At 56.0% G+C, this 13,149-nt stretch carries 12 protein-coding genes and 1 riboswitch; of the genes, 4 read left to right on the top strand and 8 right to left on the bottom strand.

Annotated elements, in window-relative coordinates; translation table 11 throughout:
• Positions 1-16: 16 nt before the first annotated feature.
• From yqiA to nudF, 4 genes are all read right to left on the bottom strand, one after another.
• Positions 17-595 carry an esterase YqiA gene (gene yqiA / locus EPYR_RS02345; RefSeq protein ID WP_012666810.1) on the bottom strand — a complete coding sequence of 193 codons (579 nt, stop codon included), beginning with the start codon at positions 593-595 and terminating at the stop codon, positions 17-19.
• Between the two features lie 3 nt (positions 596-598).
• On the bottom strand, positions 599-1,426 hold the full coding sequence (gene cpdA, locus EPYR_RS02340) for a 3',5'-cyclic-AMP phosphodiesterase (protein WP_012666809.1): 828 nt from the start codon (positions 1,424-1,426) through the stop codon (positions 599-601).
• Between the two features lie 101 nt (positions 1,427-1,527).
• Entirely contained in the window at positions 1,528-1,950 is a 423-nt protein-coding gene (locus tag EPYR_RS02335; protein WP_012666808.1) for a DUF1249 family protein, read from the bottom strand.
• Entirely contained in the window at positions 1,950-2,585 is a 636-nt protein-coding gene (gene nudF / locus EPYR_RS02330) for an ADP-ribose diphosphatase (RefSeq protein ID WP_012666807.1), read from the bottom strand. The genes EPYR_RS02335 and nudF overlap by 1 nt, the downstream gene beginning before the upstream one ends.
• Before the next feature lie 222 nt (positions 2,586-2,807).
• Here nudF and tolC point away from each other — a divergent pair, with 222 nt between their 5' ends.
• The 3 genes from tolC to EPYR_RS02315 all read left to right on the top strand — a co-directional run bounded on the left by tolC (position 2,808) and on the right by EPYR_RS02315 (position 6,280).
• A complete protein-coding gene (gene tolC / locus EPYR_RS02325; protein ID WP_014538489.1) occupies positions 2,808-4,268 on the top strand; it encodes an outer membrane channel protein TolC in 1,461 nt (486 codons plus the stop codon).
• Between the two features lie 164 nt (positions 4,269-4,432).
• A complete protein-coding gene (locus tag EPYR_RS02320) occupies positions 4,433-5,113 on the top strand; it encodes a DUF1190 family protein (RefSeq protein ID WP_012666805.1) in 681 nt (226 codons plus the stop codon).
• A gap of 6 nt (positions 5,114-5,119) precedes the next feature.
• Positions 5,120-6,280, top strand: coding sequence for a glutathionylspermidine synthase family protein (locus EPYR_RS02315; RefSeq protein WP_012666804.1), 1,161 nt, complete (start codon positions 5,120-5,122; stop codon positions 6,278-6,280).
• A 117-nt stretch (positions 6,281-6,397) separates the two neighbouring features.
• On the opposite strand, the gene ygiD is transcribed toward EPYR_RS02315, so the two are convergent.
• The gene (ygiD, locus tag EPYR_RS02310) at positions 6,398-7,183 is read right to left on the bottom strand and encodes a 4,5-DOPA-extradiol-dioxygenase (protein WP_014538488.1); all 786 of its coding nucleotides are present in this window, start codon (positions 7,181-7,183) and stop codon (positions 6,398-6,400) included.
• Between the two features lie 195 nt (positions 7,184-7,378).
• Positions 7,379-8,035, bottom strand: coding sequence for a 3,4-dihydroxy-2-butanone-4-phosphate synthase (gene ribB, locus EPYR_RS02305; protein WP_012666802.1), 657 nt, complete (start codon positions 8,033-8,035; stop codon positions 7,379-7,381).
• Positions 8,036-8,142: 107 nt separating this feature from the next.
• A riboswitch (FMN riboswitch) is annotated at positions 8,143-8,291 on the bottom strand.
• Between the two features lie 148 nt (positions 8,292-8,439).
• Between ribB and ubiK the strand changes: the two genes are divergently transcribed.
• Positions 8,440-8,724, top strand: a complete 285-nt coding sequence (gene ubiK / locus EPYR_RS02300) for a ubiquinone biosynthesis accessory factor UbiK (RefSeq protein WP_012666801.1) — start codon at positions 8,440-8,442, stop codon at positions 8,722-8,724.
• Positions 8,725-8,768: 44 nt separating this feature from the next.
• Here the strand turns inward: ubiK and hldE are convergent, their stop codons facing one another.
• Complete coding sequence (hldE, locus tag EPYR_RS02295) at positions 8,769-10,205, bottom strand: bifunctional D-glycero-beta-D-manno-heptose-7-phosphate kinase/D-glycero-beta-D-manno-heptose 1-phosphate adenylyltransferase HldE (protein ID WP_012666800.1); 1,437 nt, start codon at positions 10,203-10,205, stop codon at positions 8,769-8,771.
• A gap of 87 nt (positions 10,206-10,292) precedes the next feature.
• Positions 10,293-13,127 (bottom strand): bifunctional [glutamate--ammonia ligase]-adenylyl-L-tyrosine phosphorylase/[glutamate--ammonia-ligase] adenylyltransferase, encoded by a 2,835-nt coding sequence (glnE, locus tag EPYR_RS02290; RefSeq protein WP_012666799.1) that lies wholly within the window; start codon positions 13,125-13,127, stop codon positions 10,293-10,295.
• Positions 13,128-13,149: the final 22 nt, after the last annotated feature.

The following is a 13,149-nucleotide window of genomic DNA, read 5'->3' as shown; positions in this document are numbered from 1 at the left end:
CAGCCCCCGGCTCATCTCAATCCTTGACGTTAAGGAAGTCGAGGATGGCGGAGAAATGGCGTTCGAATCCGATAAAAGCATGATTTCCGCCCTCTTCTACCGTCTGTCGGCAGGCGCTGTAATAATCGAGAGCCTGGCGGTAGTCGAGCACTTCATCGCCCGTTTGTTGCAGTAACCAGAGCAAATCCGGAGACTCTAACGGGTCAATATGCATCACTTTTAGATCGTAAATATGGCGTGACTCTAACACATATTGCTGGCCGGTGTACGGGTTCTCGTTTTCACCGAGGTAATCCACCAGCAGCTCAAATGGGCGCACGGCAGGATTGACGACCACCGCTGGCAGGGTAAAGCATTGCGACAGCCAGGTGGCGTAATAGCCGCCTAGTGAAGAACCGATTATCCCCAACGGCTCGCCGGCCGACTGCATCACGAAATCTTCCAGCAGCTGCGCGGCTTCTGACGGATAAGCCGGTAGCTGAGGAACGTAAAGGCGGATATCAGGATGGTGCTGCGTCAGCCACTGCCTGAACTGCGTCGCCTTGGCCGACTGGGGCGAACTGTTAAAACCGTGCAGATAAAGCAGCGTAGCCATGAGTCAGTACCCTTCGGAGTCAAGATCCGGGTTAAACTTGCGCGTGTTCAGGCGCTTAACCTCTGTCTCCAGGTGGCCATCCTGATCAAGATTCAACCAGCGCCAGCCTGGCGCTTCAGCATCAATGGTGAAATGGGTACAGTGAGGCTTGAACTGCACGCAGGTTGAGGGCGTTGCCAGTACGCGACGCCCATGCCAGTTAAGATCCAGCTCCTGATGAATATGACCGCAAAGCAGCGTCTTTGCCAGCGGGTAGCGCCGCAAAACAGCATCAAGCATATGCGGATTACGCAAACTGTGCTGGTCAAGCCAGGAACAGCCGGAAGGCAAAGGATGATGATGCAGTAGGATCAGCGTGTGGCGCTGTGGTTCAGCGGCCATCGCACGTTCCAGCCACTCCAGCTGGTAATCACTCAGTTCACCGTGTGGCACCCCAAATACCTGGCTATCCAGCAGCACGGCTTGCCAGTGGTCTCCTATCAGCACCTGCTTTTGGTCGGCAATGCTGGACGCCCCCAGCGTGCTAAACATCGTCGGCTGATAGTCGTGATTGCCCGGTAGCCAGACGCAGGGCGCGGGTAGGCGAGCAATGCCCTCAGCAAAATGCTGATAGGCCTCTACCGCGTGATCCTGTGCCAGATCGCCCGTGGCGACGATCAGATCAAAGTGACGTCGTTCTGCAGCGACAGCTTCCAGCACGGCGTCGAAACTGGCCCAGGTGTTCACCCCCAACAGCGTTTCATCTTTACCTGCAAAAAGGTGGGTATCCGTTATCTGTAAAATCCTGACTCTGGACCCACTCGCCACAGGAAGTTTTAACAGGCTATCCAATCAAAGTCCTTACGGTTAGATCTGTACCAGTCATACTAAAAAGCGGCAGGTGAGTTGGCTGCAACCCGAATGATTTGCTGATAAAAAGGTTTGCAGCTGGCTCAACACACCGGGACGGCCATTGCGCCGTGGGACAAGCAATAGCGTAACCAGTCAGCCAGGAACTGATTAATCTGGTGCTTTTCGTCACGCTGATGCAGCTTTTTATTTGGATAATCATAGCGTGCTTTAAAGCGATAGATCTGCTGCGTGGAACACACTTCTGCCACCATCGCGTCGTGATACAAGCGTACCGACATGGAGGGCAGGCTCCAGTAGCTTACCGCCGGGGCGGTTTGCCTGATTTCCACCAGCGTCGTATAGCGGGTCGACTCCTGAATGGTAATCAGATAACTGGCCCCGGTCACCTGATATGCCACAGATTCGCCGGCACGGTCTTCTTTAGGCAATAACCGGCGCAGCTGCGCAAAATTGGTCTCGCAAACGCGCATCATTTCAGGAAAGTCGGGGACATAGCGTTTCATTATTCGTTTTTCCACTCCTGGCGTAACTGTTTATGGTGCAGCTCCAGCCATTGCAAAGCAATAACGGCAGCGGCATTATCAATTCTCCCCTGTTCCACCCATTGATAAGCCTGACTGCGGCTCACCACATGCACAAGAATGTCCTCATTCTCTTCCTCCAGACCGTGGTTTCCCTGCGCCACGCTGGCATCCACTTCACCGACAAACACCGCCAGACGTTCTGTCGTTCCCCCCGCACTGGAGAGATAATTAATGATGGGTTTAATCCGTCCGGCTGTCAGACCTGCCTCTTCTACCGCCTCGCGGCGCGCCACGTCTTCCGGCGTTTCACCCGCTTCAATCATTCCTGCCACCAGCTCAAGCACCCAAGGGGTGGGGCTGGTATCGTAGGTCGCTATACGGATTTGTTCGATCAGCACAACTTCATCACGCCGGGGATCATAGGGTAGCAGCACTGCGGCGTGACCGCGCTCGAAAATTTCTCTGGTGATTTCACCGCTCATTCCCCCGTTAAATAAACGGTGGCGAAAACGATAGCGTTGCAACGAAAAAAAACCCTGGTACAGGGTCTCGCGAGCCATGATTTCTACATCGTTTTTGGTAAAAATTACCGGATAATTGTTCACTGCGGTCATCACTGTATCTCCTGAAAATGAGGGTGAAAACGGTAAGTTCAATAGTAATCAGCCGGATGTCTGGTTCTTCATGACGTATTTAAGTAAATTAGAAGGAGGATGGCACTTTCAGCCAACTTACCTGATCCGGAATCTCTGCTATCATCGGCGACAATTTTTGGTCTTCGTCAGCGCTACCATAACAACTACCATAACAATTTTGCTGCACTACAAGGAATGCAAATGAACAAACTGCTCCCTTTACTTATCGGTCTGAGCCTGGGCGGCTTCAGTGTTGCCAGCCAGGCTGAAAACCTGCTGCAGGTATATCAGCAGGCGCGTTTATCAAATCCTGACCTTCGTAGCTCAGCAGCCGATCGTGATGCGGCATTTGAGAAAATTAATGAAGCTCGCAGCCCGCTGTTACCGCAGCTTGGCCTTGGAGCTGACTATACGTACACCAACGGTTACCGTGATAGCAGTGGCGCTAACAGCAACACTAAAAGTGCCTCACTACAACTGACTCAGACCATTTTTGATATGTCAAAATGGCGTGCGCTTACCCTGCAGGAAAAGACCGCCGGGATTCAGGACGTCACCTGGCAGACCGCCCAGCAGACGCTGATCCTGAATACCGCTACCGCCTATTTTAATGTCCTGAATGCCATCGATACCCTGTCATATACCGAGGCACAAAAACAGTCCATTTATCGCCAGCTGGATCAAACCACCCAGCGTTTTAACGTGGGCCTGGTTGCCATTACCGATGTGCAGAACGCCCGCTCGCAGTACGATACCGTGTTGGCCAGTGAAGTGGCAGCGCGTAATGAGCTGGACAATGCGGTTGAAACCCTGCGTCAGGTAACCGGTAACTACTATGCGAGCCTGGCTTCACTCAACGTTGATACTTTCAAAACGGATAAACCGCAGCCGGTCAGCGCTCTGCTAAAAGAAGCAGAAAACCGCAATCTGAGTCTGTTAGCAGCCCGTCTCTCTCAGGATCTGGCGCGTGAGCAGATTCGATCTGCCGAAACTGGCCATATGCCAACGCTGGATCTGACCGCGTCTACCGGTTTATCCAATAACCGTTACGGCGGCAGCCGTGCTAACCAGTCAACCAGCACTAAGGACAATATCAGCGGCAGTAACCAGGTGGGTTTGAGCTTCAACCTGCCACTGTACAGCGGTGGCTCAGTCAGCTCACAGGTTAAGCAAGCGCAGTACGCCTTTGTTGCCGCAAGTGAACAGCTCGAAGGCGCTCACCGCACTGCCGTCCAGACCGTGCGTTCCTCGTTCAACAACGTGAATGCCTCAATCAGTAGCATTGCAGCCTACAAACAGGCTGTTGTTTCAGCACAAAGCTCGCTGGATGCCATGGAAGCCGGTTATTCCGTGGGTACCCGCACTATCGTCGATGTGCTGGATGCCACCACCACGCTGTTCAATGCCAAACAGCAGCTGTCTAATGCGCGTTACAGCTATATGATTAATCAGCTAAACATCAAGTCTGCGCTGGGCACGCTCAACGAACAGGACCTGCAGACGTTGAATAGCCAGCTTGGTAAAGATGTGGTTACCGCGCCAGATGTTGTTGCCCCGGAAAACCCGCAGCAGGATGCCCGCGCCGTTGGCGCTGCTCACAAGGTACGCAACGGCAACGCCCCGGCGGCTACCCGAACCATCGGTAATCCCCTCAGTTACTGATCCTTTCAGGGGCAGCAAAAGCTGCCCCTTTTGACAGGGCTACCTGTTCCTTCGCCATCGAACGTATAGCTGAGTAAAGATCACATGCCGCCCAGGCTCCATCGCTTCATTTTTCGCCGCCGTTCCCCTATCCTATAAGCTACTTTGGGCACAGGACAAAATTGATGAAACGGACTAAAAAAATTAATTACGCCTCCTTTCGCAAAAGCTGGAGCGCCCGCCATTTAACGCCGGTAGCACTGGCGGTGAGTGCGGTATTTATGCTGGCCGCATGTGAACAGGCCGATGAAACCGTATCAATGTATCAAAACGCTGACGACTGCTCGGCCGCTAACCCCGGCAAGAGCGCGCAGTGCACTACCGCGTTTAACAGCGCCAAAGAAGAAGCGGCCAAAACCGCGCCGAAATATACCAGTCGTGCAGACTGCGTGGCTGAATTTGGCGAAGGCCAGTGCCAGCAGGCACCGGCTCAGGCTGGCGTTGGCAATACCAATGCGGAATCGCAGTCCAGCGGCAGCTTCTGGATGCCACTGATGGCCGGTTACATGATGGGCCGACTGATGGGCGGCGGGATGGGCGGCCAGCAACAGCCGCTTTTCACTTCAAAATCCCCGACCAGCCCAGCCAGCGGTCAGTTTGTTGATGCCAGCGGGAAAAGTTACGGAGCCGCCACCCCCGGCCGTACCATGACGGTGCCGAAAAGTGCGCTGGCACCTAAGCCTGCCACCACCAGCACCGTAACACGCGGCGGTTTTGGTGACAGCGTTGCCAAACAAAACACCCTGCGGCGTAACAGTAGCAGTACTGCCAGCAGCATGCGCAGTAAACGCAGCATGGGGGGCTAATCGCTGATGAGGCGTATTGCCATTGCCGAACGCCCGGCCTGGCGAGAAAAAGCGACGGAATATGGTTTTCGTTTTCACACCATGCACGGCGAACCGTACTGGTGTGAAGAGGCCTACTATCAGTTCACGCTGCAGCAAATTGAATCGCTGGAAGACGTAACCAGTGAACTGCACCAGATGTGCCTGCAGGCGGTGGAGCTGGTGACCGGTAGCGAAGAGCTGCTGGCTAAGTTCCGCATTCCAAAACATACCTGGGACTTCGTGCGCGAATCCTGGAAAAGCGGCCAGCCATCGCTCTATTCGCGGCTGGATCTCGCCTGGGATGGCCATTCACCGGCCAAACTGCTGGAAAACAATGCCGATACGCCCACTTCGCTGTATGAAGCCGCGTTCTTCCAGTGGCTTTGGCTGGAAGACCAGCTGAAAGCAGGCCTGCTCCCCGCTGGCAGCGACCAGTTCAACAGCCTGCAGGAAAAGCTGATCGAACGCTTTAGCGAGCTGCATAAGCAGCACGGTTTTAGCTGGCTGCACCTGGCCTGTTGCCGGGATTCTGAAGAAGATCGTGGCACCGTTCAGTATTTGCAGGACTGCGCCACGGAAGCCGGGCTACCAACGGATTTCCTTTATATGGATGAAATCGGCCTGGGTGAGAAAGGGCAATTTACCGATGTCCACGACCAGGTGATTGGTAACCTGTTTAAGCTCTATCCGTGGGAATTTATGCTGCGCGAAACGTTCTCCACTAAACTGGCCGATGCCGGGGTGCGCTGGCTGGAACCGGGCTGGAAGAGCGTTCTTTCCAATAAAGCGCTGCTGCCGTTGCTGTGGAAAATGTTCCCTGACCATCCGAACCTGTTACCAGCATACTTCGCAGAAGATAACGTGCCCCACATGGATAAGTATGTGGTCAAGCCGCTGTTTTCCCGCGAGGGCGCGAATATCCGCATTGTGGAAAACGGTCAGGAGATTGTGCGTGTCGATGGGCCATACGGTGAAGAAGGGATGATTGTGCAACAGTTTCATCCGCTACCGAAATTTGGTGACAGCTATACGCTAATTGGCAGCTGGTTGATCAACGATCGGCCTGCCGGCATCGGCCTGCGCGAAGATCGCGATCTGATCACCCAGGATCTGTCGCGCTTCTATCCGCACACCTTTATTGGATGATCTGTCGGGCAAGGGCGAGCACTGACTCGCCTTTGCCCGAGGCGGTTAAAACAACACATGACCCGTTACCGTGCGGCAGATACGGGTGTTGCCCCGTCATCTGAGCGAACAAGCCCCTTATCCTACCTGCACGGACAGCATACTGAGTGACCCCATGACTATCCCATCCACCGGGATCGACACCGTTTCGCCCGCTGCGCGTGCACCGAGTACGTACAGCAGCGGCAGATAATGCTCCGGCGTAGGGTTCGACAGTGCCGCGCCCTCATGCTGCATAAAGTTCACCAGCGGATGCTGTGAGGCTTCCCCTTCCCAGCCCAGATTATCGCGTACGTATTGATTAAAGGATTCAGCCCAGGGCCAGGCTTGTGCCTCATCCTGCCAACGCATCCTGCTCAGGTTATGCACCACATTACCGCTGGCGACGATCATAACCCCCTGCTCGCGCAGCGCGGCCAGTTTTCGTCCCAGTTCGAAGTGGTAAGCAGGGGGTTTACTGCCGTCCACGCTCAGCTGCACCAGCGGGATGTCCGCGTCAGGGTACATCTTGATTAGCACTCCCCACGAGCCGTGGTCGAATCCCCACTCGCGGTCAAGCTCTACGGCAACCGGAGCCAATGCACCGGCCACCTGTTGTGCCAGCACCGGGGAGCCAGGTGCCGGATAATGCGTGTCAAATAATGCCTGCGGGAAACCACCGAAATCATGAATAGTGCGCGGTTTTTCCAGCGCCGTCACCGCCGTACCCCGGGTATACCAGTGGGCGGACACGGCAATAATCGCTTCAGGCCTTGGCAGGGCAGTCCCCAGTTTGCGCCAGGTTTGCGTGTAGATATTCTCTTCCAGAACGTTCATCGGACTACCGTGCCCCAGGAACAGCGCAGGCATAGTTTGCTGACTCATAGTGTGGCTCCAGGCAAAATTTTGCTCAATGGACACCACATTACGCCCTTTCACTGTCGGAAGAACCTGGATAACCCTGAAGAAGACATTCAGTAAATTTGAATGCCAGAGCGGCATGCTGTGAAGTGCATCGGCCTGGTGCTGCCATGCCCCGGGCTGATACCAGCAAGCCGGAGAAACCGGCCCGCAGCAAGATTAACTGGCCTGTAGCGTTTCTTGACTGTGGCGCCAGGACACCAGATCTTCGATAGTGACGACCGGCATATTATGCTGACGTGCAAACACCATCACTTCCGGCGCATGGGCCATTGAACCATCATCGTTAGTCAGTTCACAAAGCACGCCCGCTGGCTTGAAACCGGCCAGGGTGACCAAATCGATAGTGGCTTCAGTATGGCCACCACGGGTCAACACGCCACCGGAACGGGCGCGCAGTGGAAATACGTGGCCAGGACGGTTCAAATCGCTGGGCTTGGCATCATCAGCAATAGCGGTACGGATGGTGGTCAGCCGGTCTGTCGCAGAAACGCCGGTAGTCACGCCCCGTGCCGCTTCGATAGTCACGGTAAAGCCGGTGCCATAAGCGCTGGTGTTGTTCTGCACCATCATGGGCAAATCAAGTTGTTCCAGACGTTCTTCGTTCAGACACAAACAGACAATACCGCTGCCGTGGCGGATGGTCAGCGCCATCTGCTCAACGGTCATGGTTTCGGCGGCGAAGATCATATCACCTTCGTTTTCACGATCTTCATCGTCCAGTACCATCACACCGCGACCGGATCGCAGCGCCTCAACGGCACGAGTGACACGCTGTTCAGGCGTGCCAAATTCGGAAAGTAGCGACTGATTCATGGTAAATAAACCTTAATAAATGTATGGGTTACCAGAACCAGGGCGTGCTTAGGAGTGTTATGCGGTGACAACAAATAACGCGAGGCGAGCATCAGCCCGTCAAGAATCGTTATTCTCTCCCATCCGGACTTTAACCGTCGGCCCCGGAATTACACCGGATCTGCTGACCTTCAGAATGGATCTGAAGCGCTCGCGGGCTTTCAGCGTCAGCTGATTTACCGCCGGTGGGGAATTTCGCCCCGCCCTGAGAATAAGCGAAATTATCATAGCGCTGAAAAAGTAACAGGGCAATGAACAAAAGCTGCTATTAGCTATCCATTTTTTCACTAAGACATTTTAAAGTTTGTTGCTGACAGCGAAGCGATTACACTAGAGCCAAACTCGCTGCTATCAGGAAACCTGCCATGATTGATGCAAAAAAAATCGAACAACTGGCCCGTCAAGTCCATGACGCCATGCCGAAAGGCATTCGTGATTTGGGTGATGATGTGGAAAAGAAAATCCGTCAGACTCTGCAATCACAGCTGACTCGACTGGATCTGGTTAACCGTGAAGAGTTTGACGTCCAGACTCAGGTGTTGCTGCGCACCCGCGAGAAGCTGGCCGCGCTGGAACAGCGTCTGGCCGAGCTGGAGAACCGTGCGGTACCACAACTGCCTGCGGAAGTCGCCGATAAACCGACTGAGTAAGCAATGCGGGATAACGGCTGCCCCGACCGGGTAGCCGTTATCCGTTAGTTTTGACCGGTTCCGCAGATGATCGTTTTGATGATATTACTGGTAGAAATGCCGTCTTCGAAATTGAGTACCCGCACGTCTCCGCCGTTTTCCCAAACCTCTTTGCTCCCGGCAATATCTTCCGGTTTATAGTCACCGCCTTTCACCAGAAGGTCCGGCAGTACTTCAGCGATTACCCGCTGCGGCGTGTCTTCCTCAAAACCGATCACCCAGTCCACTGCCTCAAGCGCCCCCAACACCATCATACGGTTAACCAGCGGATTAACCGGGCGTGTTTTACCTTTCAGACGCCGGGTGGAAGCATCGCTATTCACCGCCACGATCAGTCGGTCACCGAGCTTACGTGCATTGGCAAGATAGGAAACGTGGCCTGCATGCAAAATGTCGAACACGCCGTTAGTCATCACCACTTTTTCGCCGCGCTGGCGGGCTTTGGCCACTTCTGCAATCAGCTGCGCTTCATTCATTACGCCAAATCCCGATTCCGGCCTGGCACGAATGGCATTTTCCAGCTCCACCGGCGAAACGGTGGAGGTGCCGAGCTTGCCGACCACCACGCCTGCCGCTGCATTGGCCAGATAACAACTCTCTTCCAGCGTGTTACCTGCCGCCAGAGCGGTTGCCAGCACGCCGATGACCGTGTCTCCGGCACCGGTCACGTCAAAGACCTCCTGCGCCTGAGTGGGCATATGGAAAGGGGCTTTGCCCGGTTGCAGCAGCGTCATACCGTGTTCGGAACGGGTGACCAGAAGCGCAGAGAGAGCATACTGCTGCATCAGCGCCGTACCACGTTCAACAATATCGGCCTCGCTTTTGCACTTGCCAACCACCGCTTCGAATTCAGACAGGTTTGGCGTCAGAAGGGTTGCGCCATGGTAGCGAGAGAAGTCGGTTCCCTTTGGATCCACCAGCACCGGGACGCCCGCTTTACGCGCCAGAGCGATCATGGTCTCAACGCTGGCCAGCGCCCCTTTGGCATAGTCAGACAGTACCAGCGCCCCGATACCCGGCAGTGACTGCTGAATTCGCTCGTGCATTGGCGCGGGATCGACGCCTTCAAATCCTTCCTCAAAATCCAGCCGGATCAGCTGCTGGTTGCGCGACAGCACCCGCAGCTTGGTGATGGTGGGATGGGTCGCCACAGGGACAAAATCGCACTGCACATTTACCCCGGACAGGGCTGCGCTCAGCGCACGCGCCGCGTCGTCAATCCCGGTCAGGCCGATCAGACGTGATCGGGCGCCAAGTGAGGCGATATTCATTGCAACGTTGGCCGCGCCGCCGGGGCGCTCTTCCACACTATCAACTTTTACCACCGGTACCGGGGCTTCGGGAGAGATGCGGTTGGTTGGGCCGTGCCAGTAGCGATCCAACATCACGTCGCCCACTACCAGCACGCCCGCGCGGGTAAAATCGGGCAGGGTAATTTTCATTCCAGAGACTCCAGACAGCAGTAAAAATGAATGCGCGCGATGATAGCATAATTGTTTGGCTGGCTAACCATCGCATGCGAACGATGATCAGGCACTTAACCATGCCTGCCAGCAGGCTTTCACCTCGGCTTTTTCCTGAGCGAAAGCATCGACTGAGACGTGCCCAGGCAGTTCCTGCAAAGCCAGATGATGAAGCGCGTCGCGCAGAGTCACATAGGCATGGGTCAGTGCCAGCGCCTGAGCAGGCTCCATTTTACCGCTGCGCGCCAGTAGCTCAAGAATACGCACATTGTCAGACCAGCGCGTCAGTTCCGGGTGTTGTGAGGCATAGCGTAAAACCAGATATTGCGTCATAAACTCAATATCGATGATGCCGCCGGCGTCGGATTTAATATCCCACCGCCCCTTATGCTTGTTGCCGTGATGCGCACGCATTTTCTCCCGCATCTCGCGCACTTCCGTTTGCAGTGCCTGAGCCTCACGCGGTAGCCCCAGAACGCTGCGCCGGATGCGCTCGAAACGCTGGCTCAGGGCGCTGTCGCCAAACACGATACGCGCCCGTACCAGCGCCTGATGCTCCCATGTCCAGGCTTCGCTGCGCTGATACTCATCGAAAGCAGCAAACGTGCTGACCAACATGCCCGCCGCCCCGGAGGGACGCAGGCGGGCATCCACCTCGTAAAGGATGCCCGAAGAAGTGCGGGTACTGAACAAGTGCATCACGCGCTGCGCCAGACGCAGATAGAACTGGCGGCCGTCAATACTGCGCTCCCCCAGGGTCACCGCCTCGGCCGGGCAGTCGTGCAGGAACACCAGATCGAGATCGGAACTGTAGCCCAGCTCCCATCCCCCCAACTTGCCGTAACCCACCACGGCAAACCCACGTTCGCTATCACTGACCAGGTGCGAAGGACGGCCATAGCGCTGAACCATCATATTCCACGCCTGCTGAACCACCGATTCGGTTATCGCTTCCGCCAGCCAGGTCAGATGATCGCTGACTTTCATTACCGGTAGCGTTTTGGCGATATCAGCAGCAGCAATACGCAGATGCTGTGCCTGTTTAAACTGCCGCAGCGCCTCCAGCTGCTGTTCCTCATCCTCTTCCGGAATACGCAGCAGGTACTGGCGCAGTTCGTCACGATAGGCATCGGTGGCGGTGGGATGATACAGCGTGGCCGGGTCGAGCAGCTCATCCAGCAGCAGGGGATAGCGTGCCAGCTGGCTGGCAACCATCGGCGATGCGGCACACAGGCGGATCAGGTGCTGCAATGCACCGTGGTATTCGCTCAACAGCTCCAGATAGGTGGAACGGGTCACCACGCCCAGCAGCAGCGGCGTCAGGCGCATCAGCGTTACCGGGGCATCATTACGCGGCACCACTTCGCTCAACAGGCGCGGCATCAGCTGGTCCAGCGCCTGACGCCCGCGCGGGCCGATAGTGCGCTTATCCAGGTCCTGGCGGAAATCGTTGAGGGTACGCAACAGCTGCTGACGAGCATTACTGGCCAGATGCGGCACCAGCAGTTGCAGGTCGGTCTCCTCCAGCCGATCCTGCCACAGTGCGCCATATTCACCGGCCTCGCGGTTATCAGCACTGTCGGCCGTATCGTCACCGATCAGCTCGTTGAAGATAGTGCGCACATCGACCATATGCCGATCGAGCCGCGCGTGTAATGCCGCCCAGTCGGTAAAGCCCATCGCCCAGGCAAGACGTGCGCGGTCCGGTTCGCTGTCCGGCAACGTCTGTGTTTGCTCATCGTTGATGCTTTGCAGCAGATTTTCCAGCCGCCTCAGGAACTGATAGGCAACTTGCAGCTGCCCCACCCGATCTGAGGGTAACAGATGCAGCTCACCGATGGCAGCCAGTGTGGGCAGCAGGGAACGCTGCTGAAGCGAGCGCTCACGCCCCCCACGGATCAGCTGGAATACCTGCACGATAAACTCCGTTTCGCGGATACCGCCAGCCCCAAGTTTAATGTTATCCGTCAGCCCGCGCCGTCGTACTTCACGGGCGATCATGCTTTTCATATTACGCAGCGACTGAATAACGCTGAAATCAATATAGCGGCGGAAGACGAACGGCCGCAGCATCTGGCGCAGCTCCGCACTCCAGCGGTCGTCGCTATCGCCCATCAGCCGCGCTTTGACCATCGCGTAACGCTCCCAGTCGCGCCCCTGCTCCTGGTAGTAGTCTTCCAGCGCGGCGAAGCTCAATACCAGTGGACCGCTGTCGCCAAAGGGGCGCAAGCGCATATCAACACGATAAACGAACCCGTCGACGGTGGTCTGGCCGAGCACTTTGATCAGGCGCTGGCCCAGCCGGGTAAAGAACTGAGCATTATCCAACTCGCGCCGCCCCCCTTGCGTGGTGCCGTTTTCAGGCCAGGTAAAAATCAGGTCGATATCAGAGGAGAAGTTCAGCTCAACGCCGCCCAGTTTCCCCATGCCGAGGATCAGCAGCGGCTGTGGCTCGCCTGCGGCATTCATCGGGGTGCCAAGATCGGCACAGCAGGCGTGCCACAACCAGTCACGCGCGGCAACAATCAGCCTTTCCGCCAGCTCGCTCAGCTGGCGCAGACTCTGTTCCGTGGTGCTTTCTGCCAGGGTCTGCATCCAGGCAATACGCGTCAACATATGGCGGCGGAACTGGCGCAGCTCGCGCATCAGCGCATTTTCGTCCTGCACGGCAGCAAGCTGTGTTTGCAGCCATTGCCGGTAGTGTTGCCATTCATCCGGTCGCGGCGGCTGCTGTTGCAGCTGCTGCCACCAGTCGGGGAAATTAATCAGGCTGGTGCGGATAAAGTCGCTGAAAACCAGCACCGCCTGATGCCGGGAAGATGCGCCGTTAAACAGCGGGTCAAGCCGCATGACCTGGTCAGCCAGCAGCGCCGGCAAGGGCTGCATTAATGATGGCACCATAAGGTGAACACTCCCGTCACAA

It is taken from the genome of Erwinia pyrifoliae DSM 12163 (assembly GCF_000026985.1).
In the GTDB taxonomy this organism is placed as follows: Bacteria; Pseudomonadota; Gammaproteobacteria; order Enterobacterales; family Enterobacteriaceae; genus Erwinia; species Erwinia pyrifoliae.
Note: the sequence above shows the minus strand (reverse complement) of the source record. Positions and strands in the feature narration are given on the sequence as shown.

Excerpts from the sequence above, each read along its gene's own strand:
- ribB (WP_012666802.1), bottom strand. The coding sequence starts at position 8,035 with ATGAATCAGTCGCTACTTTCCGAATTTGGCACGCCTGAACAGCGTGTC.
- hldE (WP_012666800.1), bottom strand. The coding sequence starts at position 10,205 with ATGAAAATTACCCTGCCCGATTTTACCCGCGCGGGCGTGCTGGTAGTG.
- nudF (WP_012666807.1), bottom strand. The coding sequence starts at position 2,585 with ATGACCGCAGTGAACAATTATCCGGTAATTTTTACCAAAAACGATGTA.
- EPYR_RS02315 (WP_012666804.1), top strand. The coding sequence starts at position 5,120 with ATGAGGCGTATTGCCATTGCCGAACGCCCGGCCTGGCGAGAAAAAGCG.
- ubiK (WP_012666801.1), top strand. The coding sequence starts at position 8,440 with ATGATTGATGCAAAAAAAATCGAACAACTGGCCCGTCAAGTCCATGAC.
- yqiA (WP_012666810.1), bottom strand. The coding sequence starts at position 595 with ATGGCTACGCTGCTTTATCTGCACGGTTTTAACAGTTCGCCCCAGTCG.
- EPYR_RS02335 (WP_012666808.1), bottom strand. The coding sequence starts at position 1,950 with ATGAAACGCTATGTCCCCGACTTTCCTGAAATGATGCGCGTTTGCGAG.
- tolC (WP_014538489.1), top strand. The coding sequence starts at position 2,808 with ATGAACAAACTGCTCCCTTTACTTATCGGTCTGAGCCTGGGCGGCTTC.
- glnE (WP_012666799.1), bottom strand. The coding sequence starts at position 13,127 with ATGGTGCCATCATTAATGCAGCCCTTGCCGGCGCTGCTGGCTGACCAG.
- EPYR_RS02320 (WP_012666805.1), top strand. The coding sequence starts at position 4,433 with ATGAAACGGACTAAAAAAATTAATTACGCCTCCTTTCGCAAAAGCTGG.
- ygiD (WP_014538488.1), bottom strand. The coding sequence starts at position 7,183 with ATGAGTCAGCAAACTATGCCTGCGCTGTTCCTGGGGCACGGTAGTCCG.